Here is an 18,657-nt window from a genome sequence, read left to right as displayed (position 1 = left end):
GACGAGTCTCGGCGATTGTCAGTGGTGGGCGTTAGGGTCGCCAGACAGCCGCAGGAATCGGTTTTCGGGGGAGTCGGGGGAGGCGGGGCACGATGAGCGAGCAGAACTGTCTGGTGACGAACGACTGGATCTGCGGGGAGTACGTCCGTTCCCGCAGCCAGGAGTTGATCGACGCCACCGTGCAGCACGTGGGCATCACCGCGGCATCGGTCGCGATCGGCGTCGTCGTCTCCCTGCCGCTCGCGCTGCTCGCCCGGCGGTGGCGCTTCCTCGCGGGGCCGATCCTCGGCGTGACGACCGTGCTCTACACCGTGCCGTCGCTCGCGATGTTCTCGCTGCTGCTGCCGTTCTTCGGGCTCTCGGCCTCGCTGGTCGTGACGGGCCTGGTGCTGTACTCCCTGACGATCCTGGTGCGGAACATCCTGGCGGGGCTCCAGGCCGTGCCCGCCGAGGCGCGGGACGCGGCCAAGGGGATGGGGTACGGACCGCTGAGGCTGCTGTGGGAGGTCGAACTGCCGCTCGCGCTGCCCGCGTTGCTCGCCGGCGTGCGCATCACGACGGTGTCGACGGTGGCGCTGACCACGGTCGGCGCGATCGTCGACTACGGCGGTCTCGGCACGCTGATCCTGGACGGCCTCGACACGACCTTCAAGGCACAGGTGCTCACGGCGTCCGTGCTGTGCGTGGTCCTCGCGATCGCGGCCGACCTGCTGCTCCTGGCGCTCCAGCGGTGGCTGACGCCCTGGACGAGGGTCCATCGAATACGGACGAACCGTGCGGCTCGCGCGCAGCGCACGGCCAAGGTGGCTGAACCTGCATGAACGCGATCACCGGTGCGTACGACTGGCTGACCACGTCCGCCAACTGGCAGGGCGACAAGGGGGTGTGGCACCGCCTCGCGGAGCATCTCTACTTCAGCGGTGTGTGTCTCGCCGTCGCGTGTCTGATCGCGCTGCCGATCGCGCTGTTCCTCGGCCACATCGGCAAGGGGGGCGCCCTCGCGGTCAACATCTCGAACGTCGGCCGCGCGGTGCCGACCCTCGCGGTCCTGGTGCTCCTCACGCTCACGCCGCTGGGCGAGCACGGGGACGTACCGACGCTGATCGCCCTGGTGCTCTTCGCGGTGCCGCCGCTGCTGACCAACGCGTACATCGGGATGCGCGAGGTCGACCGTTCGGTGGTGGAGGCCGCGCGGGGGATGGGCATGAGCGGCCGCCAGCTGTTCGCGCGGGTCGAACTGCCTCTCGCGTACCCGCTGATCATGACGGGTGTGCGGTCCGCCGGGGTGCAGGTGGTCGCCACGGCGACGCTGGCCGCGATGGCGGGCGAAGGGGGGCTCGGCCGGATCATCACGGCCGGGTTCAACCTGCAGAACACGCCCCAGGTGGTGGCGGGCGCCCTGCTCGTGGCGCTGCTCGCGCTGGTCGTGGAGGCGGTGCTCGTGGTCGTGGGGCGGGTCTTCGACCCTTCCCGCGGCGTCGGCAGGGGCGGGCGGGCGGCCCCGTCCAGTGAGTGATTCCTCAGCGGCCCGGATCGGGTTTCTTCTCTCCTTTCGAAATGGTGGTTCACCGATGAACAGCACAACGCGTCGCGCGCGACGGATGGCAGGGGCGGCCGTGACCGTCGTGGCGCTGACCGCGGGGCTCACCGCGTGCGGCGGGGACAGCCTGGAGAAGGACAGCAAGGGCTCGGGCGACAAGGGCAAGCTCGTCGTGGGCTCGGCCCGCTTCACCGAGCAGAAGGTCCTCGCCGAGTTGTACGTCGGTGTCCTCGAGGAGGCCGGATATGACGCCGAGGTCAAGACCGTCCAGAACCGCGAGGTGTACGAGCCCGAGCTGAAGAAGGGCTCGATCGATGTCGCTCCCGAATACGCGGCGACGCTCGCGGAGTTCCTCAACCTCGGCAAGAACGGGCCCAAGGCGAAGCCGGTCGCTTCAAATGATGTGGACGCCACGGTGGCCGCACTGAAGAAGCTCGCCGAGCCGCGCGGCCTGAAGGTGCTTCCGGTCGGTGAGGCGGTCGACCAGAACGCGTTCGCGGTGACCAAGGAATACGCGAAGAAGCACAAGCTCAAGACGCTTTCGGATCTCGGTGAGTCGGGCGAGAAGGTCAAGATCGCCGCGAGTGACGAATGCGAGACCCGGCCGTTCTGCGCGCCCGGCCTCAAGAAGAAGTACGGCATCGACATCGCCGGAATCGACCCCAAGGGCGTCGGCACCACGCAGTCCAAGCAGGCCGTGAAGAACGGCACGGACCAGGTGGTGCTGACCACGACCACCGACGCGACGCTGGACAGTTTCGGTCTCGTGGCCCTCGAGGACGACAAGAAGCTGCAGAACGCGGACAACATCCTTCCGGTTGTGAACGCGAAGGAAGCGGGCGACAAGGAGATAGCCGAAGCGCTCGGGAAGCTGACCAAGACGCTCACGACGGAAGATCTCGCCGAACTCGACCGGAAGGTCGATGTCGAGCGGCAGAAGGAAGCCGATGTCGCCAGGGAGTATCTCGAGTCGAAGGGATTGATCAAGAAGTAGCGCGGCCGAAACCGGAGTTGACGCGGCCGAAACTGGAGTTGAGTGGCCGAAGTGGATCGACAAGGGTGGGGAATCGGCGCTGTGGCGCCGTCATTTTGGCGGCCGGGGCACCAGAGTTCGCCTACGCGCGGTAAGTTTCTGGCCATGCCACGTGGACGCCACCGCCATTCCCCACCCTTGCACCGGCTGCTTCCCCCCTCGACGGTCGCAAGCCTCTCTCTCGTCTGCGCCGGCGGCGCCTGGCTCTTCGCGGAACCGATCGTGCTCCGCGGCCTCACCGCGGCGGCCGCCGCGGCCGCCGTCGTGGGCTCCGTCGTCATGCGCCGCTGGGATCTGGCCGCGGGCAAGCGCGTCGCCGATCTCGACCGGTCCCGCAAGAGCGACGAGTGGCGCTACGAGGAGCGGATAGCCGAGTGCGAGTCCGACCTCGACGAGTCCCGCGAGCTGCGGGGCCGCCTGGAGACGAAGCTGCGCGCCAAGCGGTCGGAGCTGGCCGCGCTGCGCAATGAGCACGCGGCGCTGCTTCGGCGGTACGCCACGGCGGAGACCGAGCGGGCCAGCGCGCTGGAGGGGCGCCGTCTCCTTGCCATCGAGGCGTCGACTCCGGCGCGGGCACTGCCGCCCGCGCCCGCGCCTGCCGCGGTGCCGGCCCCCGTGCCCGCCACAGTGCCCGCCACAGTGCCCGCCGCTCGCGGCGAGGCGAAGCCGACCGTGTCCCTGTACGTGCGGGCGAACGCGGCCCTTGACCGTCTGACGCCGGAGTCGTCCGCCTCCGTCGCGGACGGGGACGAGCCGCGGGGGAAGTCCGGGGCGGCCGACGGGTACGGCGGGCACGAGCGCGCGGTCGCCGTCGCGCCGCCCGCACAGACCCGGCGCCCGGTCGCCCAGGGCGGCTTCGACTTCTTCGGTACGAAGGGCGCGGCGCCCGCCGCGCTCGAGGCCGTGCAGAACGTGGACCTCGCGGACGTGGTGGGCGAGGAGGCACTCGCCGTGCACAAGGCGGAGGCCGAGGCGGACTTCAAGCAGGCTCCCGCGGAGGGCTCGGGCGGTGTGGTGGGTCAGGTCATCGACCTGACGGCGCATGACGAGACGGAACAGATCGACGTGGCGGAGCTGCGGACCGCGCTGCGGGCGTAGCTGGGCGGGGTCCTTGCGCACCGTCCATCACCGGCTCCGCCGAGTTCGTCCTCAATCGCCGGACGGGCTAAGCGCCCCGCCGGAGGGCCGGTGACGAATCCGCGGGCCGTCTGTGGCTGATCGCGCCCCGCGGCGGAGCCGCAGATCGATACAGCCCCGCGCCCCTTACGGGGCTTGGCCCCTCACGCCATCCACCGATTCACGCCATCCACCGATCCGGCAGCGCCGCCCTCCGCCCCGTACGCGACCGCTCCGCCTGCGCCTCCAGGAGCGAAACCGCCTCCCCGGCGGGACGCAGCCGCGCGGTGACCGTCTTGTTCGCCCCGGTGTCCACCACCACATCCGCCACGCCCTTGAACCGCTCCCACGGCCCCTGCGTAAGCCGCACGCTCTGCACCTTCGCGTGCGGCACCAACGACAGACGCCGCCGCAGAAGACCGTGCCGCGCCGCGAACACCGTGTCCGTCACCGTGAGGCCGTACCCCTTCCACCACACCGGAAGGCACCAGGCGGCGCGCGAGGGCGGCCGGATCAGCTCGGCGGCCGCCGGCACCCGCACGCCCGGCAGGATCCGTGCGATCACCGCCTCCGCGACGTCGCGGGGCGCGACCGGGACCAGGACGCCGTTGGCGGAGCCCGCCACGTCCAGCTCGACCCGCACCCACCCGCGCCGCCGCCACAGCCACGGCTCCACGACCCGCACCGTCTGCACCCGCCCCGGCGGCACCGTCTCGTGCGCCTTGTCGAGCAGCCCGTGGTCGATGCGCAGTCCGTCGGGGGACTCGCCCACCTTCCAGTCGTACTCGCCTATGAAGCGCCCCACGCTGCTCGCGAAGGCGCCGCCCAGCATGGGAAGGCCGGTCGCGAGGACCGTCCACAGGTTGTGGGTGGCGAACCACAGGAAGGGCGGCACGATCAGCGTGGCGACGAGCATGCCCCAGGTCGTGCCGGTCAGCAGAAGCGAGATCGCGAGCATGCGCGGTTGTACGTGCACCAGGTTCCTGACCGGCGCCTCGCCGACCTCGCGGGCCGCCTCGGGGGCGAAACCGGCCGCCCGCGCGAGGAGTTCGGCCCGTAGGACAGAGGCCTCCTCCTCGCCCAGATAGGCGAGTTCGTCCTTCTTCTCCGCGCCGACGACGTCCAGCTTGAGCTTGGCGACGCCCGCGATACGGGCCGCGAGCGGCTGGGTCACGTCCACGGCCTGGAGCCGGTCGAGCCGGATGTGCGCGGTGCGCCGGAAGAGCAGGCCGGTGCGGATGCGCAGTTCGGTGTCAGTGACGGCGAAATGCGTGAACCACCAGCTGAGAAAGCCGTAGAGGGCGCCGCCCAGGAGGACGACGGCGATCCCGGCGAGCAGTTGGGACACGGCGAGCTCGGAGACGCGCCGCTGTGTGCCGTTCGGGTCGTGCACCGCGAAGCCCACGAGGACCGCGACCGGCGCCCAGGCCCTGCGCAGGGGTGTGACGGGGTGCAGACGCCGCTCTCGTACGTCGCCGGGCCCGGGGGCGTGTTCTTCCCCGGCCACCTCGCGTACGCCGCTCACAGCCCCGCCGAACGGGCCTCGCCCAGCTCGGTGAGCCGGTCGCGGAGCCGCTCGGCCTCCTCGGGGAGCAGCCCGGGGATCCGCGCGTCCGTCGCCGCGGCCGCCGTGTGCAGCTGGACGCCCGCGAGCCCGAAGTACCGCTCCACCGGTCCTGACGTCACCTCGACGAGCTGCATCCGGCCGTACGGGACGATCGTTTCCTCGCGCCAGAGCACGCCCCGGCTGATCAGGAGGTCGTCGGACCGCTCCGCGTACTTCCAGGACCGCCAGTTGCGCTCGAGCATCGGCCAGCCCCACACCGCGAAGGCGAGGGGCAGCAGCGCGAAGAACGCCCAGGCCGGGCCGGCGAACACCCCCAGAAGCACCCCGACGGCCACCGCGAGCGGCACCAGCCACACCACCAGGAGAAGCCGGCGCATTCTCAGCAGCCCCCTCGGCAGCCCGGTCCACACCGGATCCGCCCCTGTCCCCGCCGGTCGCGCGGGTTCCGCCGTCCCCGTATCCATGCCGCAAGCGTACGTATGCCGGGTCACGGGCGCGTAGGACAGTGCGTACGAGAGAATGCGCGCATGAGCCCCACGACGGAGACCACGCTCGGCATCGGCGGCGCCGCGGAGAGCACCGACATGGTGCTCAACATCGGCCCGCAGCACCCGTCCACGCACGGCGTGCTGCGGCTGCGTCTCGTCCTCGACGGCGAGCGGATCCAGCACGCGGAGCCGGTCATCGGCTATATGCACCGCGGCGCCGAGAAGCTCTTCGAGGCGCGTGACTACCGGCAGATCGTGATGCTGGCCAACCGGCACGACTGGCTGTCCGCGTTCGCCAACGAACTCGGGGTCGTCCTTGCCGTGGAGCGGATGCTCGGCATGGAGGTGCCCGAGCGCGCCGTCTGGATGCGCACGCTCCTCGCCGAGCTGAACCGTGTACTCAACCACCTGATGTTCCTGGGCTCGTATCCGCTCGAACTGGGCGGTATCACCCCGGTGTTCCACGCCTTCCGGGAGCGTGAGGAACTCCAGACCGTCATGGAGGAGATCTCCGGCGGCCGGATGCACTACATGTTCAACCGCGTGGGCGGCCTCAAGGAGGACCTCCCCGCCGGATGGCCTGTACGCGCGCGTGCTGCCGTCGCCTCCGTCCGCTCCCGCATGGACGTGTACGACAAGCTGGTGCTCGGCAACGAGATCTTCCGGGGCCGCACCCGCGGCGTCGGCGCGCTGTCCCCGGAGGCAGTGCACTCCTACGGAGTGAGCGGTCCCATCGCCCGCGCCTCCGGAGTCGACTTCGACCTGCGCCGCGACGAGCCGTATCTCGCGTACGGGGAACTGCAGGACACCCTGAAGGTCGTCACGCGCCAGGAGGGCGACTGCCTGGCCCGCTTCGAGGTACTCCTGGAGCAGACCCACAACGCGCTCGACCTCGCGGACGCCTGCCTCGACCGGCTCGCCGACCTGCCCCAGGGGCCGATCAACCAGCGCCTCCCGAAGGTCCTCAAGGCCCCCGAGGGTCACACGTACGCGTGGACCGAGAACCCGCTCGGCATCAACGGCTACTACCTGGTCTCCAAGGGTGAGAAGACGCCGTACCGGCTCAAGCTCCGCTCGGCCTCGTACAACAACATCCAGGCGCTGGTGGAGCTCCTTCCGGGCCAGCTGGTCGCCGACATGGTGGCGATCCTGGGGTCACTGTTCTTCGTGGTCGGCGACATCGACAAGTAGCGGGCCTTCAAGTGGTACGCCGACCGGCTGGACCAGCCACCCGAAGTCCCCGAGTCCGCCCGGCGCGGTGAGCTCCGCGGCCTCTCCCGCGCGCGTGAGGGCGTGTACGTACGCCGTCGGGTCGCTGGAGGCCAGGGACAGCGGCGGGCGGCCGCCGCTCACCCCCAGCGCGCCGAGCGCCGCCCGCTGGGTGAGCAGCGCGGCCCCCTCCAGCGAGCAGGCGTCCAACGCCACATGGGCGGTGATGTCGCAGCCGCCGTCCGGCACGGGCGCCGTCTCGCGGCCCGCGCGAAAGCCGGTCAGCGTGCCGAACGGCGGTCGTGCCGCCCGGTCGTGCGCGTAGTCGACCGCGACCGCCAGGCCGCGCGTCAGCGTCGCCACGGCCGCCGCCCACGCCTCGTCACGGGGAGCGCCGATCTCCGCGCGCAGGCCGGGCTCCGGGGGCAGCGGCCACCAGCGCGCGAGCCAGGAGGCGTCCGCTCCGTCGACGGCGGTTCCGAGCGATTCGGTGCCGTCGTCGCGCACGAGGACCCGGCGGACGACTCCGTCCGGTGCGACCTCGGCGACGTCCAGGGGGACGTTGTCCAGCCATTCGTTGGCGAAGAGCAGACCCGTGACGCCGGCGGGCGCCCGGTCGCACCACTCGACGCGCGGGTCGAGGCCATCGGGACGTGCGGCGCGCTCCACCGCGTACGCACGCGTGCGTGCCGTCACATCGGCGGGCAGCGCGGCGAGCACGCCCGCGGTCAGCTCGCCGCGGCCCGCGCCGAGGTCCACGAAGGCCAGCTCGTCGGGGTGGCCGAGCGCTTCGTCCACACGGCACAGCAGCCGGGCCACGGCCGCCGCGAAGAGCGGCGAGGCATGCACCGACGTGCGGAAATGGCCCGCGGGTCCTTCCGGGCGCAGATAGAAGCCCGCAGGGCCGTAGAGCGCCTCCTCGGTGGCCTCCCGCCAGCCCCGCCACACGTCCCGCCGCTCGCCCCTGACCTCGTTCGTCACGCGAGAAGGCTAAGCGGGCCTCCACCTTGGGGAGTACACGTGCCGGGTGCGGATCGACCCTCCGGTTGACCCCGGAAGGCCGTGCGGCTGCCTACGCTGGGTTACGTGCAGCGCGTCTATGACTTCCTCCGCAGACACCCGACCGGGGTCGATGGCTTCTGGGCCGTCTTCCTGCTCGGGATCTCCGGCCTGGGCCTGGTCTCCATGGCCGAGGGGGAGGGCCGCGACACGAGTGTCGCGGCCGCCGTGATCGTCGTCGGCCTGTCCGTCGTCGTCGCGCTGCGCCGCAAGGCCACCGAGAAGATGCTGATCCTCGCCGCCGTGCTCGGCGTCGCCCAGCTGGTCTTCGACGCGAAGACGATGCCCGCCGACTTCGCGATGCTGGTGATCATCTACACCGCGTCGGCCGACGGCCCGAAGTGGGCCTCGCGGTTCGCCCTGACCGGCGGTCTGTGCGCCGCGCCGCTGTCGTCGCTGCGCTGGCCGGAGGAGAGCATAAGTTCCTTCGGGAACATCCTCTTCACGGTCTTCCAGATGGTGCCCTTCGCGCTGGCCTGGGTGCTCGGCGACTCCATCCGCACCCGCCGCGCCTATCTGGCCCAGCTGGAGGAGCGCGCCGACCGCCTGGAGAAGGAGCGGGCGGCGCAGTCCAAGGTCGCCGTGGCCGCGGAGCGGGCCCGGATCGCACGCGAGCTGCACGACGTCGTCGCGCACAACGTCTCGGTGATGGTCGTCCAGGCCGACGGTGCCGCGTACGTCCTTGATGCCGCCCCGGAGCAGGCGAAGCAGGCCCTGGAGACCATCTCGGGCACCGGCAGGCAGGCGCTCGCGGAGATGCGCAGGCTGCTCGGCGTGCTGCGCACCGGCGAGCACCAGGAGAGCGGCGAGTACGTCCCGCAGCCCGACGTCGAGCAGCTCGACGAGCTCATCGAGCAGGTGCGCACGGCCGGCCTCCCGGTCGACTTCAAGGTCGAGGGCACCCCGCGCCCGCTGCCCAGCGGCGTGGAGCTGACCGCGTACCGCATCGTGCAGGAGGCGCTCACCAACACCCGCAAGCACGGCGGCGAGAACACCGGGGCGAGCGTGCGCCTGGTCTACTTCGACGACGGCCTCGGGCTGCTCGTCGAGGACGACGGCAAGGGCGCCCCGCACGAGCTGTACGAGGACGGCGGCGCCGACGGCTGCGGGCACGGCCTGATCGGCATGCGCGAGCGCGTCGGCATGGTCGGCGGCACGCTGGACGCGGGGCCGCGGCCGGGCGGCGGCTTCCGCATCAGCGCGCTGCTCCCACTGAAGCCCGCGAACTGACACCTGTCACCGAACCGTCCACGCCATAGGCTGACGGACTCATCCGAACTCATCCGAACTCATCCGAACGCATCTGCACTCATCCACGAAGGAGCCTTTGATGTCGATCCGCGTCATGCTCGTCGACGACCAGGCGCTGCTGCGCACGGGCTTCCGGATGGTGCTCGCCGCCCAGCCGGACATGGAGGTCGTCGCGGAGGCGGGCGACGGCGTCGAGGCGCTGGAGGCGCTGCGGTCGACCAAGGTCGACGTGGTCCTCATGGACGTACGCATGCCGAAACTGGACGGCGTGGAGACGACCCGGCGCATCTGCCAGGACGAGAATCCGCCCAAGGTGCTGATCCTGACGACCTTCGATCTCGACGAGTACGCCTTCTCGGGGCTGAAGGCGGGCGCCTCCGGGTTCATGCTCAAGGACGTGCCTCCGGGGGAGCTGCTCGCCGCGATCCGGTCCGTGCACAGCGGCGACGCCGTGGTCGCGCCGTCCACCACGCGGCGCCTCCTTGACCGCTTCGCGCCGATGCTGCCGAACGCGGGCGGACAGCCGCAGCACAAGGAGCTGGAGCGGCTCACGGACCGCGAGCGCGAGGTCATGGTCCTTGTCGCCCAGGGGCTTTCGAACGGCGAGATCGCGGCGCGGCTCGTCCTGTCTGAGGCCACCGTCAAGACGCACGTGGGACGCATCCTGACGAAGCTCGGGCTGCGGGACCGGGTGCAGGTGGTGGTCCTGGCGTACGAGACGGGTCTGGTGCGGGCGGGTGGCGGCGGGGTCTGAGAGCCGCCGGCGCGCCTCTTCGGTCACCCCCTAGCGCAGCACCCCTTCGATGAAGTCGCTGCCCAGGCGGGACACCACGCCGATGTCCAGCTGGTGCTGCACATAGCGACCGCGGCGCCGTGTCGTGACGAGCCCGGCCTTCTTCAGGACGCCGAGGTGGCGTGACACCTCGGGCGCCGTCAGGCCGTGCGCGTCCGCCAGCTCGCCCGTGGTGTACGCACCGCGCGCGAGGTGGCGGCACAGGCGCATCCGGGCCGGGTGGGCGAGCGCGGACATGCGGCGGGTCAGCTGTTCCACGGAGGGCGGGGCGGTGAGTCCGGGGCCGCTGATGGGGTACGTGATCGCGGGCTGCCAGCCATAGCGGTGCAGCACCATCAGATGGGGCCAGCCGAGGCTGGTCGGGACGAGTACGAGGCTGCCGTCCCCCGTGACCGTGCGCCCCTCCGTGATCTTGTCGAAGGTGATGAGCCGGGCCTCCTCATCCAGGGAGGCCGCACCGGACACCGCCTTCAGGGCCTCCGCGAGGCCCTTGCGGCGCAGCAGGTCGGTCTTGTGCCGGGCGTCGGCGGCGAGCTGGTGCTGCAGGCGCTCCCAGGTGTCCGCGAAGAACGCCTCGTCGCAGTCCTCCACCAGCTGCCGGAACCAGGCGCGGACCGCGGACGGGTCGTCGAGCAGCCGCTTGGTGAAGCGCACTTGGTGGGGGCCTCGGGCGGCGGCGAGCTCCAGGGCGCGCTGCTGCACCTCCGGGGTGCCCAGGATGGAGCGGTTGGGCTCCGCGTACGACGACTGGCAGGTGAACTCGAGGGCGGCGTCCACGAATTGCTCGTCGGTCAGCTTGTCGAGGAGGTCGAGCTCCTCGGCGAGCGTGGCACCCGGGAGTGCCTGCTTGCCGGGGATGCCGGCGAACGGCGCGAAGACATCCGAGAACGTCGTGCGCCACAGGAAGTCCGCGTCGCACATGCGGTCCGCGAGGCACGGATCCATGCGCGCGGACACCGCCGTCGCCCAGCCCTGGAGCCCCGGGTGATGGCCCGGCTCCGCCAGCGCGTGCAGCGCCATGCCGAGCTCGGCCAGGGGCGAGGGCACGACGTGGATCCGCTCCGGGAGCAGCCCGGTGATGTCGATGCTCACGCTCATGGCCCCATGGTGCACCCCGCCACCGACATCGCCGCCGTCGATTGACGGTCGGCGTCAATCGACGCGACGGCGCGGGGCCGGCGGGCGCAGTCTGTGGTGAGCGGGCCGCAGGGTCCGCGGCAACCGCCGTACGGCAGCGTCGCCGTCGGCCCAGGAGCGGGCACAGCACCCGCGGACCTGCCCTTCCCACACCCTCCATGCCCTTGATGCGTCGACCGTGCTTCCCGTCGACCTATGGGTGCCCGATAAGTACCATTTACCCCGAGAGGCGAGGCCATCATGAGCATCACGCAGCAGTACCTCCTCGACAGCTACCGCGCCGCCCAGCACGACGAGCGCACCCCACCCGCCCCCGGCCGGCACGACTGGCAGGTCATCCGCGAGGTGCGCGACTACGGGCGCTTCCAGGCCGTCATCGAGGAACGCCCCGCCCACGGATGGATCCGGGCCGCTCTGGCCCGGCTCGCCCGCGCCGGTCACCTCGGCCGGGGAGCCGTCAGCGGGGGATCCGCCGCACGAACTCCGCGACCGCATCATTGACGTCGTCGGCCGTCCACTCCAGGCCCGCCCCGGTCACGGTGACCTCCGTGACCGAGAGGCCGGGCGGCCCGTCGGGGAACCAGCGGCCGAACAGCAAGGTCTTGGTCTCCTCGGCCTGGGCGAGCGACGCCTCGGTCAGGACTTCGGAGTCGTACGGCAGCCAGACCTGGAACTGATGGGTGTGCGGCTGCTCGGGGTGTACGCGCGACCACGGCACCCCGGCCGCCGCGAACCCCTCGCGCAGCGCGTCGGCGACCACGCGCGCGTGGGCCACGTAATCGGGCAGCCGGGGCAGCGTGTGCTTGAGGCCGAGCAGCGCCGAGACGGCGGTCGGGAACTGCTGGAACAGCTGGCCTCCGTAGCGGTGGCGCCACACCCTCGCCTCCTCGACGAGCGTGCGCGGTCCCGCGAGGACGGCGCCGCTCAGGCCTTCGAGGGACTTGTAGAACGACACGTACACGGTGTCCGCGAGAGCCGCGATCTCCGTGAGGGGGCGGCCGAAGTGCGGCGTGCACTCCCACAGGCGGGCGCCGTCGAAGTGCACGACCGCGTCGCGCTCGCGGGCCGCCTCCACGACCTCCTCCAGCTCCTCCCACGTCGGCAGGACGAAACCGGCGTCCCGGAGCGGCAGTTCGAGCATCAGCGTCCCGAAGGGCTCCTCGAAGTCCCGCACTTCGTCGGCCGTGGGCAGCCGCGGCTCCCGCGTCGGGTGGACCGTGCGCAATCCGCTCACCACGGAGAACGCGTCCCCTTCGTGGACCTCGGGGTGCGCGAGCGGGTGCAGGGCGACCGTCGCGTTGCCGGTGCGGCCCGCCCAGCAGCGCAGGGCGACCTGCTGGGCCATCGTGCCCGTCGGGAAGAAGGCGGCCGCCTCCTTGCCGAGCAGGCGCGCGACCTCGTCCTCCAGGGTGGCGACGACGGCGTCGCCGTAGACGTCGGTGGGGTCGTCCGGGCCGACGACCTCATGGGCCGCGGCCGCCAGGACCGAGAGACGCTCGGCGAGCGGCACGACCAGGGGCGAGCGGTGCAGGGCCCGGACGGCGCCACGGGCCGCCGCCGAGCGACGGGCACGCCCGTCCGGATCCTCCTGGGGGTCCTGCGTGGGTCCGTCCCCCAGTGCCGCGGTCCGATCCTGGGGCCGCTCTTCTTCCGCCTCGTACGCAGTCATCCTCCGAGCATGGCCTGCCCGAGGTCGCCAGTCATATGAATACCCACAGCCTGTGGACAGCCGGAGACGCGCCACGGACCGATCGCGTTAGCATGACGAGAAATCGTCCGGTACCCCGAGCGGACTGGAACGGGAAGGCGTCATCGCGTGAACGCACCTCATCAGCCAGACCCGCGGGACCGCCCCGCGAGGCTCACGGTGGGCGTCGTGGGAGCGGGCCGGGTAGGCCCCGCGCTCGCCGCGGCGCTCCAGCTCGCCGGGCACCGCCCGGTCGCAGCGTCCGGCGTCTCCGACGCGTCCGTGCGCAGGGCGGCGGTCCTGCTGCCCGACGTCCCGCTCGTCACGCCCGCCCAGGTCCTCGAGCGCGCCGACCTCGTCCTCCTGACCGTGCCGGACGACGCCCTTCCGGGCCTGGTCGAGGGCCTCGTCGAGACCGGCGCCGTCCGCCCCGGCCAGCTCCTCGTGCACACATCGGGGCGGTACGGCACGAAGGTGCTCGAACCGGCGCTGCGGGCCGGCGCCCTGCCGCTCGCGCTGCACCCCGCCATGACCTTCACCGGCACGCCCGTGGACGTACAGCGCCTGGCCGGCTGCTCCTTCGGCGTGACCGCCCCCGACGAGCTGCGGCTCGCGGCAGAGGCGCTCGTCATCGAGATGGGCGGCGAGCCCGAGTGGATCGCCGAGGAGTCGCGGCCGCTCTACCACGCGGCCCTCGCGCTCGGCGCGAACCACCTGGTCACGCTGGTCGCCGAGTCCATGGAGCTGCTCCGGGACGCGGGCGTGGAGGCCCCCGACCGGATGCTCGGCCCGCTCCTCGGCGCCGCCCTGGACAACGCGCTGCGGTCCGGCGACGCCGCCCTCACCGGACCCGTCGCGCGCGGGGACGCGGGCACCGTCGCCGCCCACGTCGCCGAGCTGCGCAAGCACGCCCCGCAGACCGTCGCCGGATACCTGGCGATGGCCCGAGCCACCGCCGACCGCGCCCTCGCCCACGGACTGCTCAAGCCGGAGCTCGCCGAGGACCTCCTGGGAGTCCTGGCCAACGGCGCGGGCGGGAGCGGCGACACCGAGGGAGGAAGCCGATGACCGGCCTCCTGCACACCGCCGACGCCCTGCGCGCGCGCACGCGTGAGGGCCGCCGCGCCGTCGTCATGACGATGGGCGCCCTGCACGAGGGCCACGCCACGCTCATCCGCACCGCGCGCCGCATCGCGGGCGAGGAGGGCGAGGTCGTCGTCACGGTCTTCGTCAACCCCCTCCAGTTCGGCGCGGGCGAGGACCTCGAGCGCTATCCGCGCACCCTGGAAGCCGACATCAAGATCGCCGAACAGGAGGGCGCGGACTTCGTGTTCGCCCCGTCCGCCGACGAGGTCTACCCGGGCGGCGAACCGCAGGTCCGGGTCAGCGCGGGCCCCATGGGCAGCCGCCTCGAAGGGGCCACCCGGCCCGGCCACTTCGACGGCATGCTCACGGTCGTCGCCAAACTGCTGCACCTCACCCGCCCCGATGTGGCGCTGTACGGGCAGAAGGACGCCCAGCAGCTCGCCCTCATCCGCCGCATGGTGCGGGACCTGAACTTCGGCGTCGAGATCGTCGGCGTACCCACGGTGCGCGAGGCCGACGGCCTGGCGCTCTCCAGCCGCAACCGCTACCTGTCCCCGGCCGAGCGGCGCACCGCCCTCGCGCTCTCCCAGGCCCTCTTCGCGGGCCGCGACCGGCACGCCGCGCAGGAGGCCCTGCACGCGCGTGCGGCGCTCGCCCCCGCCACACACGCGCGTGCCGCCGCCCTGAACGCGCTGGGGGAGTCCCGGGCCGCCGCCGACACCCACGCCGTCGCCCAGTCCGTCACGCCGTCCGTGCCCGGCGGCCCCGCGGCCGTCCGCGCCGCTGCCCGCCAGGTCCTCGACGAGGCGGCCCGCCGCCAACCCCCGCTCGAGCTCGACTACTTGGCGCTCGTCGACCCGGCCGACTTCACGGACGTGGGGCCGGACCACACGGGCGACGCGGTCCTCGCCGTGGCGGCCAAGGTCGGCGCGACCCGGCTGATCGACAACATCCCGCTCACGTTCGGAGCCACCGCATGAGTGCCACCGGAATACGGCTGCACGCCCCCGCCCCAGGCTGGTCCCTGGACGCCGACATCGTGGTCGTCGGCTCCGGAGTGGCCGGACTGACCGCCGCCCTGCGCTGCTCGGCGGCCGGCCTGAAGCCGGTCGTCGTCACCAAGGCCCGCCTCGACGACGGCTCCACGCGCTGGGCCCAGGGCGGCATCGCCGCGGCACTCGGCGAGGGCGACACCCCCGAACAGCACCTGGACGACACGCTCGTCGCGGGCGTGGGCCTGTGCGACGAAGAGGCGGTGCGCACCCTCGTCACCGAGGGCCCCGACGCCGTACGCCGTCTCATCGAGACCGGCGCCCACTTCGACACGGGCCCCGAAGGCGCCATCGAGCTGACCCGCGAGGGCGGCCACCACCGCCGCCGCATCGCACACGCGGGCGGCGACGCGACCGGCGCGGAGATCTCCCGCGCCCTGGTCGAGGCGGTCCGCGCGCGCGGCATACCGACCGTCGAGAACGCCCTGGTCCTCGACCTCCTCACGGACGCCGACGGCCGCACCGCCGGTGTCTCCCTGCACGTCATGGGCGAGGGCCAGCACGACGGCGTGGGCGCCGTGCACGCCCCCGCGGTGGTCCTCGCCACCGGCGGCATGGGCCAGGTCTTCTCCGCGACCACCAACCCGTCCGTGTCCACGGGCGACGGCGTCGCGCTCGCCCTGCGCGCGGGCGCCGAGGTGAGCGACCTCGAATTCGTGCAGTTCCACCCCACCGTGCTCTTCCTCGGCGCGGACGCCGAGGGCCAGCAGCCGCTCGTCTCCGAAGCCGTCCGGGGCGAAGGCGCGCACCTCGTGGACGCCGACGGCGTGCGCTTCATGGTCGGTCAGCACGAGCTCGCCGAGCTGGCGCCCCGCGACATCGTCGCCAAGGGCATCACGCGCCGCATGCAGGAACAGGGCGCCGAGCACATGTACTTGGACGCCCGCCACTTCGGCGCCGACATGTGGGCGAGCCGCTTCCCGACGATCCTCGCCGCCTGCCGCGCCCACGGCATCGACCCGGTGACCGAGCCGATCCCGGTCGCCCCGGCCGCGCACTACGCCTCCGGAGGCGTCCGCACGGACCCGCGCGGCCGCACCACCGTCCCGGGCCTCTACGCCTGCGGGGAGGTCGCCTGCACCGGCGTGCACGGCGCCAACCGCCTCGCCTCCAACTCCCTCCTCGAGGGCCTGGTCTACGCCGAGCGCATCGCCGCCGACATCGTCGCGCACCACGCGGAAAACACCCTCCACGCGCGCGTGCCCGCGCCGGTGTCCCACCCCGACACCCCCGCGCACCCCCTGCTGCCGCCCGAGGCCCGCTTCACCATCCAGCGCGTCATGTCCGACGGCGCCGGAGTGCTCAGGTCCGCCGATTCCCTCTCCGGGGCCGCGGCCCGGCTCGCCCGCATCCACGCCGAGGCCGCGGGTGCCCTCGCCGAGGACGGCAAGACCGCCGAGCCCGGCGTCGACACCTGGGAGACCACCAACCTCCTGTGCGTCGCCCGCGTCCTGGTGGCCGCCGCACAGCGCCGTGAGGAGACCCGCGGCTGCCACTGGCGCGAGGACCACGCCGACCGCGACGACGCGGCCTGGCGGCGCCACATCGTCGTACGCCTCAACGCGGACCGGACGCTGGCCGCGTGGACGACCGAGACCCCCGACTTCCCCCCGACGACAAGACTTCAGGAGAAGTGACCGTGAGCAGCACCCCCGACCTCCCCCTCGCCCCCGTCGGCGGTGGCTGCGGCGACGCCTGCGGCTGCGGCGGAGACGACGCCTACGACCCCATGGAGTGCGGTCTCGACCCCGCGCTCGCCCAGCTCCTGGCCGATGCCGGGCTCGATCCCGTCCAGGTCGAGGACATCGCCCACATGGCGGTCTCCGAGGACCTGGACGGCGGGGTGGACGTCACCTCGGTCGCCACGATCCCCGAAGAGGCCGTCGCCACCGGCGACTTCACCGCGCGCGAGGCCGGCACGGTCGCGGGCCTGCGCGTCGCCGAGGCCGTCATCTCCCTCGTCTGCACGGACACCTTCGAGGTCGAGCGGCACGTCGAGGACGGCGAGCGGGTCGAGGCGGGCGACAAGCTGCTCAGCGTCACCACCCGCACCCGCGACCTGCTCACCGCCGAGCGCAGCGCGCTCAACCTCCTGTGCCGCCTCTCCGGGATCGCGACCGCCACGCGCGCGTGGGCCGACGCACTCGACGGCACGAACGCCAAGGTCCGCGACACCCGCAAGACGACCGCCGGCCTGCGCGCCCTCGAGAAGTACGCGGTACGGATGGGCGGCGGCGTCAACCACCGCATGTCGCTCTCGGACGCGGCCCTGGTGAAGGACAACCACGTAGTGGCCGCCGGCGGCGTGGAGCAGGCCTTCAAGGCCGTACGCGAGGCCTTCCCGGACCTGGCCGTGGAGGTCGAGGTCGACACCCTCCACCAGCTGCGCGAGGTCGTGGACGCGGGCGCCGACCTGATCCTCCTGGACAATTTCACGCCGGGCGAGACCGAGGAGGCCGTGGCGATCGTGCACGGCCGCGCGATCCTGGAGTCCTCCGGCCGCCTCACCCTGGAGAACGCCCGCGCGTACGCGGACACGGGCGTCGACTTCCTCGCGGTGGGCGCCCTCACCCACTCCTCCCCGATCCTGGACATCGGCCTCGACCTGCGCGCGGCGGAGTGACGACGACATGCTGCTGACCATCGACGTCGGAAACACCCACACCGTCCTCGGCCTCTTCGACGGCGAGGAGATCGTGGAGCACTGGCGCATCTCCACCGACGCGCGCCGCACCGCCGACGAGCTCGCCGTGCTGCTCAACGGCCTGATGGGCATGCACCCGCTGCTCGGCGACGAGCTGGGCGACGGCATCGACGGCATCGCCATCTGCTCGACGGTCCCCTCCGTCCTGCACGAACTGCGCGAGGTCACGAGGCGCTACTACGGAGACGTGCCCGCCGTCCTCGTGGAGCCCGGCATCAAGACCGGCGTACCGATCCTCATGGACAACCCCAAGGAGGTCGGCGCCGACCGCATCATCAACGCGGTCGCGGCGGTCGAGCTCTACGGAGGGCCCGCCATCGTCGTCGACTTCGGTACGGCGACGACGTTCGACGCGGTCTCCGCGCGCGGCGAGTACACGGGCGGCGTCATCGCCCCCGGCATCGAGATCTCCGTGGAGGCGCTCGGCGTACGCGGCGCACAGCTCCGCAAGATCGAGCTGGCCCGGCCGCGCAGCGTCATCGGCAAGAACACCGTGGAGGCCATGCAGTCGGGCATCCTGTACGGCTTCGCGGGCCAGGTCGACGGTGTCGTACAGCGCATGGCACGCGAACTGGCGGGCCCCGGCGGCGATCCCGACGACGTCACGGTCATCGCGACCGGCGGCCTCGCGCCCATGGTGCTCGGCGAGGCCTCGGTCATCGACGAGCACGAGCCGTGGCTGACCCTGATCGGCCTGCGGCTGGTCTACGAGCGCAATGTTTCCCGCAGTTGACCGTTTCCGCACCTGAGCGGGGTTGCGCACACAACCCTCCGCCCCATACAAGAGTCTGCGCAGGGACGGGAGTTGGGCGGGTGTCTAGTGGGCGTGGGGCAAATGGGGCGTAGCGGAAGACTGGCCGCGGCAGTGGCGGCCGCGGTGCTGATCGGGCTCGGCGGCCCGGCGGGATCGGCGAGCGCGGTGCACGCCGTGCCCC

18 protein-coding genes are annotated in these 18,657 nt (G+C 72.2%); 13 read left to right on the top strand and 5 right to left on the bottom strand.

The window, feature by feature from the left end; genetic code table 11:
• Window positions 1-92: 92 nt before the first annotated feature.
• From E2651_RS09100 to E2651_RS09085, 4 genes are all read left to right on the top strand, one after another.
• Window positions 93-821, top strand: coding sequence for an ABC transporter permease (locus E2651_RS09100; protein ID WP_135330527.1), 729 nt, complete (start codon window positions 93-95; stop codon window positions 819-821).
• On the top strand, window positions 818-1,516 hold the full coding sequence (locus E2651_RS09095; protein ID WP_135330526.1) for an ABC transporter permease: 699 nt from the start codon (window positions 818-820) through the stop codon (window positions 1,514-1,516). Before E2651_RS09100 ends, E2651_RS09095 begins: the two co-directional genes overlap by 4 nt.
• 55 nt (window positions 1,517-1,571) lie before the next feature.
• Window positions 1,572-2,534, top strand: a complete 963-nt coding sequence (locus E2651_RS09090) for an ABC transporter substrate-binding protein (protein WP_135330525.1) — start codon at window positions 1,572-1,574, stop codon at window positions 2,532-2,534.
• 144 nt (window positions 2,535-2,678) lie between these two features.
• Entirely contained in the window at window positions 2,679-3,671 is a 993-nt protein-coding gene (locus E2651_RS09085) for a hypothetical protein (protein ID WP_135330524.1), read from the top strand.
• A 199-nt stretch (window positions 3,672-3,870) separates the two neighbouring features.
• On the opposite strand, the gene E2651_RS09080 is transcribed toward E2651_RS09085, so the two are convergent.
• Both E2651_RS09080 and E2651_RS09075 read right to left on the bottom strand, forming a co-directional pair.
• Window positions 3,871-5,214, bottom strand: a complete 1,344-nt coding sequence (locus E2651_RS09080; RefSeq protein WP_135330523.1) for a PH domain-containing protein — start codon at window positions 5,212-5,214, stop codon at window positions 3,871-3,873.
• Window positions 5,211-5,720 (bottom strand): PH domain-containing protein, encoded by a 510-nt coding sequence (locus E2651_RS09075; RefSeq protein WP_135330522.1) that lies wholly within the window; start codon window positions 5,718-5,720, stop codon window positions 5,211-5,213. The genes E2651_RS09080 and E2651_RS09075 overlap by 4 nt, the downstream gene beginning before the upstream one ends.
• Before the next feature lie 63 nt (window positions 5,721-5,783).
• Between E2651_RS09075 and E2651_RS09070 the strand changes: the two genes are divergently transcribed.
• Window positions 5,784-6,935 (top strand): NADH-quinone oxidoreductase subunit D, encoded by a 1,152-nt coding sequence (locus E2651_RS09070; RefSeq protein WP_135330521.1) that lies wholly within the window; start codon window positions 5,784-5,786, stop codon window positions 6,933-6,935.
• Here E2651_RS09070 and E2651_RS09065 read toward each other — a convergent pair.
• On the bottom strand, window positions 6,900-7,934 hold the full coding sequence (locus E2651_RS09065; protein WP_135330520.1) for an SAM-dependent methyltransferase: 1,035 nt from the start codon (window positions 7,932-7,934) through the stop codon (window positions 6,900-6,902). The two genes, E2651_RS09070 and E2651_RS09065, sit on opposite strands and share 36 nt — an antisense overlap.
• Window positions 7,935-8,039: 105 nt before the next feature.
• Between E2651_RS09065 and E2651_RS09060 the strand changes: the two genes are divergently transcribed.
• Window positions 8,040-9,242 carry a sensor histidine kinase gene (locus tag E2651_RS09060; protein WP_135330519.1) on the top strand — a complete coding sequence of 401 codons (1,203 nt, stop codon included), beginning with the start codon at window positions 8,040-8,042 and terminating at the stop codon, window positions 9,240-9,242.
• A 100-nt stretch (window positions 9,243-9,342) separates the two neighbouring features.
• The gene (locus E2651_RS09055) at window positions 9,343-10,017 is read left to right on the top strand and encodes a response regulator transcription factor (RefSeq protein WP_135330518.1); all 675 of its coding nucleotides are present in this window, start codon (window positions 9,343-9,345) and stop codon (window positions 10,015-10,017) included.
• Between the two features lie 30 nt (window positions 10,018-10,047).
• Here E2651_RS09055 and E2651_RS09050 read toward each other — a convergent pair whose 3' ends face one another.
• Window positions 10,048-11,154 (bottom strand): DUF5937 family protein, encoded by a 1,107-nt coding sequence (locus E2651_RS09050; RefSeq protein WP_135330517.1) that lies wholly within the window; start codon window positions 11,152-11,154, stop codon window positions 10,048-10,050.
• A gap of 279 nt (window positions 11,155-11,433) precedes the next feature.
• Here E2651_RS09050 and E2651_RS09045 point away from each other — a divergent pair, with 279 nt between their 5' ends.
• Window positions 11,434-11,694, top strand: coding sequence for a hypothetical protein (locus E2651_RS09045; protein ID WP_135330516.1), 261 nt, complete (start codon window positions 11,434-11,436; stop codon window positions 11,692-11,694).
• Here E2651_RS09045 and E2651_RS09040 read toward each other — a convergent pair.
• Entirely contained in the window at window positions 11,651-12,862 is a 1,212-nt protein-coding gene (locus E2651_RS09040) for a beta-eliminating lyase-related protein (RefSeq protein ID WP_135330515.1), read from the bottom strand. The genes E2651_RS09045 and E2651_RS09040 overlap by 44 nt on opposite strands.
• A 147-nt stretch (window positions 12,863-13,009) precedes the next feature.
• Here E2651_RS09040 and E2651_RS09035 point away from each other — a divergent pair, with 147 nt between their 5' ends.
• The 5 genes from E2651_RS09035 to E2651_RS09015 are packed head-to-tail and all read left to right on the top strand — an operon-like array spanning window position 13,010 to window position 18,455.
• Entirely contained in the window at window positions 13,010-13,948 is a 939-nt protein-coding gene (locus tag E2651_RS09035; RefSeq protein WP_135330514.1) for a DUF2520 domain-containing protein, read from the top strand.
• A complete protein-coding gene (gene panC / locus E2651_RS09030; protein ID WP_135330513.1) occupies window positions 13,945-14,946 on the top strand; it encodes a pantoate--beta-alanine ligase in 1,002 nt (333 codons plus the stop codon). Before E2651_RS09035 ends, panC begins: the two co-directional genes overlap by 4 nt.
• Window positions 14,943-16,655, top strand: coding sequence for an L-aspartate oxidase (locus tag E2651_RS09025; protein ID WP_135330512.1), 1,713 nt, complete (start codon window positions 14,943-14,945; stop codon window positions 16,653-16,655). Before panC ends, E2651_RS09025 begins: the two co-directional genes overlap by 4 nt.
• Window positions 16,652-17,641: a carboxylating nicotinate-nucleotide diphosphorylase gene (gene nadC / locus E2651_RS09020; RefSeq protein WP_209446101.1), complete on the top strand. Its 990-nt coding sequence runs from the start codon at window positions 16,652-16,654 to the stop codon at window positions 17,639-17,641. The genes E2651_RS09025 and nadC overlap by 4 nt, the downstream gene beginning before the upstream one ends.
• A 7-nt stretch (window positions 17,642-17,648) precedes the next feature.
• On the top strand, window positions 17,649-18,455 hold the full coding sequence (locus tag E2651_RS09015) for a type III pantothenate kinase (RefSeq protein ID WP_135330510.1): 807 nt from the start codon (window positions 17,649-17,651) through the stop codon (window positions 18,453-18,455).
• The last annotated feature ends 202 nt before the right edge of the window (window positions 18,456-18,657 follow it).

The organism is Streptomyces sp. MZ04, assembly GCF_004684775.1.
In the GTDB taxonomy this organism is placed as follows: Bacteria; Actinomycetota; Actinomycetes; order Streptomycetales; family Streptomycetaceae; genus Streptomyces.
The sequence above is the reverse complement of the archived record's forward strand: the minus strand, read 5'-3'. Positions and strand labels throughout refer to the sequence as shown.

What these genes read in the sequence shown, in the direction of transcription:
- E2651_RS09100 (WP_135330527.1), top strand. Translation starts at nt 93, where the DNA reads ATGAGCGAGCAGAACTGTCTGGTGACGAACGACTGGATCTGCGGGGAG.
- E2651_RS09095 (WP_135330526.1), top strand. Translation starts at nt 818, where the DNA reads ATGAACGCGATCACCGGTGCGTACGACTGGCTGACCACGTCCGCCAAC.
- E2651_RS09090 (WP_135330525.1), top strand. Translation starts at nt 1,572, where the DNA reads ATGAACAGCACAACGCGTCGCGCGCGACGGATGGCAGGGGCGGCCGTG.
- E2651_RS09085 (WP_135330524.1), top strand. Translation starts at nt 2,679, where the DNA reads ATGCCACGTGGACGCCACCGCCATTCCCCACCCTTGCACCGGCTGCTT.
- E2651_RS09075 (WP_135330522.1), bottom strand. Translation starts at nt 5,720, where the DNA reads ATGGATACGGGGACGGCGGAACCCGCGCGACCGGCGGGGACAGGGGCG.
- E2651_RS09070 (WP_135330521.1), top strand. Translation starts at nt 5,784, where the DNA reads ATGAGCCCCACGACGGAGACCACGCTCGGCATCGGCGGCGCCGCGGAG.
- E2651_RS09055 (WP_135330518.1), top strand. Translation starts at nt 9,343, where the DNA reads ATGTCGATCCGCGTCATGCTCGTCGACGACCAGGCGCTGCTGCGCACG.
- E2651_RS09050 (WP_135330517.1), bottom strand. Translation starts at nt 11,154, where the DNA reads ATGAGCGTGAGCATCGACATCACCGGGCTGCTCCCGGAGCGGATCCAC.
- E2651_RS09045 (WP_135330516.1), top strand. Translation starts at nt 11,434, where the DNA reads ATGAGCATCACGCAGCAGTACCTCCTCGACAGCTACCGCGCCGCCCAG.
- E2651_RS09040 (WP_135330515.1), bottom strand. Translation starts at nt 12,862, where the DNA reads ATGACTGCGTACGAGGCGGAAGAAGAGCGGCCCCAGGATCGGACCGCG.
- panC (WP_135330513.1), top strand. Translation starts at nt 13,945, where the DNA reads ATGACCGGCCTCCTGCACACCGCCGACGCCCTGCGCGCGCGCACGCGT.
- E2651_RS09025 (WP_135330512.1), top strand. Translation starts at nt 14,943, where the DNA reads ATGAGTGCCACCGGAATACGGCTGCACGCCCCCGCCCCAGGCTGGTCC.
- E2651_RS09015 (WP_135330510.1), top strand. Translation starts at nt 17,649, where the DNA reads ATGCTGCTGACCATCGACGTCGGAAACACCCACACCGTCCTCGGCCTC.